Annotated in this window: 2 protein-coding genes; both read left to right on the top strand. The window is 53.8% G+C overall.

The genetic code is table 11. The features are described 5' to 3' along the window. Positions 1-459 (top strand): protealysin inhibitor emfourin (locus tag Q0650_RS15285; RefSeq protein ID WP_298820488.1); only part of this gene is annotated, 459 nt, incomplete at its 5' end. A 19-nt stretch (positions 460-478) separates the two neighbouring features. Further along, on the top strand, positions 479-5,018 hold a 4,540-nt coding region (locus tag Q0650_RS15280), incomplete at its 3' end, for a M4 family metallopeptidase (protein ID WP_298820486.1).

Genomic DNA, 5,018 nt, shown 5'->3' with positions numbered 1-5,018 from the left:
CCGACCCGGCGCACCATTCTGCGGATGCTGAACGAGCGCGATATGACGGCAGGCGAGATTGCCGCACTCTTCTTCATAGGATGCGCTGCTGCTCCGGTCAAACCTGCCAGGCTGGTATTTGAGCGGAGTGGAGGTATCGCCGGCTTTGATGATCGATTGGAAATCGATCTGATAACCGGCGCTACTCTTCTCAAACAGGGAACAGAAGTCACCACTACAACTCTTAATGCAGAACAACTCGCATCACTCCAACGTCATATCGCCGACCTGAATCTGGAAAACCTATCGGTCTCCCCACCGTATCAATGTTGTGATCTGCTGCTCTATCGTATCCAGATTGACGCTACAACTATTGAGACTACTGACGCCGATTTGCCAACTCTGTTGCAACCTTTCGTGGCAACATTGAATAACCTGATTGCTGAGATCGATAAGTCTGACACATCATATAATCACTGACTGGCAAAAAGGAGGGGTTATGTGGTCCCGACGATTTGTTTCATGGCTTGCGGCTGCCGCTCTGATCTGGTTGCAGATAGCGGTAATGCTGGCATATCCGCCGACGATTGTAGCGTCGCCGGTAGCTTTTGATGAGCAACCGCGGCGCATTTTTGTTGACACACTGGTATCGCCACATCCTGCGTTGACTGTTGCCCTTTCAAGCGCAACAGTGAATGATCCGAAGCTGGTGGCGCTCGAGTTCTTGCGAGGACCGGGCGCCAGTCTCGTTTCTGTAGCGGACGGTCTTGATTGGGTGCCATTGCGTAGTGAGCAACTTGATGACCTAACGGTCGTGCGGGTGGCACAGTACAAGGATACAGTGCGGATTTGGGGCGCTGATCTGGCATTGCAGGTTGCCGATAACGCGGTGCGGAGTATGAGCGGAGCGTTTGTGCCGGCTGTTGCTGCCGACACAAAGCCGACTCTTGATCTGGCAGAGGCGATAAAGATCGCTACGCTCGCGTTGCAGAACGATCCGCCACGCCATGATGATGAGGAGCTGGCAGTATTGGCTGAGGCTTTCGCCAAGCCGCGCCTTGACGAACACGAGTTGATATTTTTCAATCCAGCTTTGTTTGAGAAAGGAAACGCGACGACCGCACTGGCGTACCGTTTGGTGCTGACAGCGCCAGATGATAGCGCGAGCGCAACGGTGGTGATCGATGCTACTACCGGCAAGGTTTGGCTCAGTTTCGCTAACTACCACAGCGCGTTGAACCGGGTTATTCTCGATGCACGCGGGACGAATACTACCACCGGCACACTATGCTACACCGAGAGAGGCCCGATCGATTCACCGCATCCTGATTGTGTGGCGGCATTTACCAATACCGGTCTGACTTATGACTATTTCTTCACGACCTTTGGGCGTGATAGCTTCGACAATGCTGGCGCAACCATGACGGCGGTTGTCCGTTACGGGACAGTTTCGAACGCATTCTGGAACGGTAGCGTTAGGCTGACCGCATTTGGACCTGGCTTTGCGGTGCGCGATGTGGTGGCTCACGAGTGGGCCCATGCTGTGACCCAATATACGGCCAATCTGGTCTACAACGGTCAATCGGGTGCGCTAAACGAATCATTCTCAGACATATTTGGGGCGATGGTCGATCGCGATGATTGGCTGATAGGAGAGGATACGCCAATTCGCGAGATCCGCAACATGGCCAATCCGCCAGAGCAAGGCCAGCCTGATCGAGTTGGCAACTATGTCTGCACGACCAGTAATCACGGTGGTGTGCATATCAATAGTGGTATTCCGAATAAGTTGGCCTATCTGATGTCAGAAGGTGGCACATTCAACGGACGCACTGTTACAGCCATTGGGCGCAATGCAACTGAGCGCATCTTCTATCGGGCATTGACTGCCAGCCTGACGTCGACATCAACGTTTGTTGACCTTTACAATGCCTTGCTGGCGGCAGCCAGTGCATTATATGGAACCTCATCAACCCAGTACCAGGCTACGCAAACAGCAGCGCAGGCGGTTGAGCTGAATGTGCCGCCGTCGTGTGGTGGTACGGCCACACCTGATAGCTATGAGCCGGATAACAGTGCAGCGGCAGCCAGGTTGATTACTGTCAATGGTTCATCTCAGAGTCACAATTTCCACGTGGCCGGAGACCAGGATTGGGTGACATTCAACGCGGTGGCAGGTACAGTCTATACTATTCAAACAAGTGGTTTGCAGAGTAGAGCCGATACCGTGCTGGCTCTGTTTGGCAACAATGGCACGCTGTTGCTGGCTCAGAATGATGACCATGGGGGTACTCTTGCCTCTCAGATTAGCTGGACGGCAACAGCTAGCGCTCAGCTTCATGTGCGCGTGACCAATTTTCATAGTGTTGGTGGATCCAATACCGGGTATAATCTGTCGATTACTTCGAGTTCGACGCCTTCTTCACCTGACGCTTACGAACCCGACAATACGCTGGCAACGTCAAGAACGATTACAGTTGGTGGCGCAGCGCAACGTCACAATTTCCACGTGGCTGGCGATCAGGATTGGGTGCGATTTAGCGCCACTGCTGGTGCGGCATATATCATCGAGACATTCAACCTGGGTTCCACCTCTGACACGGTGCTCGAGTTGTATAACGGTAGCGGTGTGCTCCTTGCAGCCAATGATGATTACGATGGCACGCTTGCATCGCGGATTCAGTGGGTTGCTCCTGGTGCCGGCACGTTCTTCGTGAAGGTTCGCCACTACAACAGCGCCAGATATGGGAGCACGACCGTATATGATCTGCGGGTAGTGGCGGCGACTATCAGCGGAGATAGCTATGAGCCGGATAATACTCAGAGTGCGGCGCGACCGATTACTGTTAATGGCGCAGCTCAGACGCATACCTTTCATATTGCCGGCGATCAAGACTGGATATACTTTGATACGGTTGATGGCGCAGCATACGTGATCGAAACCTTCAATCTCGCTGCCGGCAACGATACGGTGCTTGAGCTGTACGATAGTGGCGGCGCTCTGCTGGCTTTCAATGATGACTGGAGTGGTCTGGCGTCGCGGATTGGTTACACACCCGGTAGCGCAATGCGGTTATTTGTCAAGGTGCGCCATTACAGTTCGTCTGCCGGAAACAACAATTTACGCTACGATGTGCGAGTCACGGTGACGGCGATTGCCACTGCTGATGATTACGAACCGGATAACACGGCGGCTACTGCCCGCCTGATCACACCGGGCACGCTCGATGCGCCTAACGTTACTCGCCACAATTTCCATATTCCGGGCGATCAAGACTGGGTTCGCTTCACCGCTATCGCCGGCAATTTCTACCGGTTTGAGACTGCGAATCTTGAAGATCGGTCTGATACGGTTATCACGCTGCTAGGGTCAAATGGAACTACGGTGCTAGCTGAAGATGATGATAGCGGAGAAGGTTTGGCATCACGCTTGATTTGGTATGCTCCGGACAGCGCCACGTACTATTTGCGTGTGCGCCACTATAGCAGCGGGGCAAGTGGCGCGCGAACCGGTTACGATCTCCGCATTGGCACTTATGGCACACCCGGAACACCTGATGCTTATGAGCCTGACAACACGCTTTCGGCAGCGCGGCCTATCAGCGCAGGTAGCTCGCAGCTGCACAACTTCCATGTGGCCGGTGATCAAGATTGGGTGTATTTTGATGCAGTCAACGGGGTTTCATATACGATTACGACCAGCAACCTCGAAGCGCGGGCTGATACAGTGCTGGAACTGTACAACAGCAGTGGAACAATGCTCGTTTCCGACGATGATGGCGGTGGCGGATGGGCCTCGCGGATTGTCTGGACAGCTCCTGCCAGCGCGCGTTTCTACGTTAAGGTGCGACAGTATAACAGGAATATCTACGGTGCCAACACTGGTTACCGGCTCAATATTCTCAGCGCTGCCTCCGATGCCTACGAGCCAGACAACACGCTGGCAACCGCGCGTTTGATTACAGTCAACGGCGCGGCGCAGTCTCACAATTTCCACGTTGCCGGCGATCAAGACTGGGTCTTTTTCGCGGCTACGGCTGGCTACAGCTATCGGATCGAGACGCTCAATCTGGCATCGTGTAGCGATACGGTTATCTACCTCTACAATAGCAGTGGTACCCTGCTGGCCGCTAACGATGATGGCGGTGGTGGCTGGGCCTCGCGGATCGATTGGATAGCGCCTGGCAGCGGGAACTTCTATGTCAAGGTCGTTCACTATAGCTCGTTGGCCTATGGTAGCTGTACCGCTTATGATCTGCGTGTAACCGGTAGTAATATTAGTGGGGACGTCTACGAGCCAGATAATACGCTGGCGACTGCCCGTTCGATCACGGTCAATGGCGCGGCTCAAAGTCATAATTTCCATGTTGCCGGCGATCAGGATTGGGTCTATTTCGATGTGACCACCGGTAGTTACACGATACGCTCCTTCAATCTGGGTTCGTGTAGCGATACTGTATTCGAGCTATACAACTCGGGCGGCGTTTTAGTGGCCTGGGATGACGATAGTGGTCCAGGCCTAGCCTCGCTGATCAACTACAATTTCACGTCGAGCATGCGCCTCTACTTAAGGGTGCGGCACTTCAGTTCATCAGCCAGTGGTAACTGCACGCAATACGATCTTGAGGTGACCCGCTCAACGTTGAACCCTGACAGCTACGAGCCTGATGACACAATGGCTGAGGCGCGCACCTTTGTCGTCAATGGTGCCGGGCAAAACCACAATTTCCACGCCACTAGCGATGTCGATTGGGTCGTCTTTAGAGCCGTTGGCGGCACTACCTATACCATTTACACCTACAATCTGGGCGCTGAAGCTGATACCGTCCTCGAATTGTATAACAGCAGTGGAACATTGCTTGCTTTCAACGATGATGGTGGTGGCGGCTGGGCCTCGCGGATTGTCTGGAACGCGCCGACCAGTGGTAACTATTTCGTGAAGATCAGACCCTTTGGTTCCACCGGAGGGAGACCGACGGCAAGCTATTCATTTAGAATTGTCACCGGTACGGCGTTGAGCGAAGCAGCAACGGAAAGCT

The sequence above is a fragment of the uncultured Chloroflexus sp. genome (assembly GCF_937129525.1).
Taxonomy (GTDB): Bacteria; Chloroflexota; Chloroflexia; order Chloroflexales; family Chloroflexaceae; genus Chloroflexus.
This window is presented reverse-complemented; position numbering and strand designations above follow the sequence as displayed.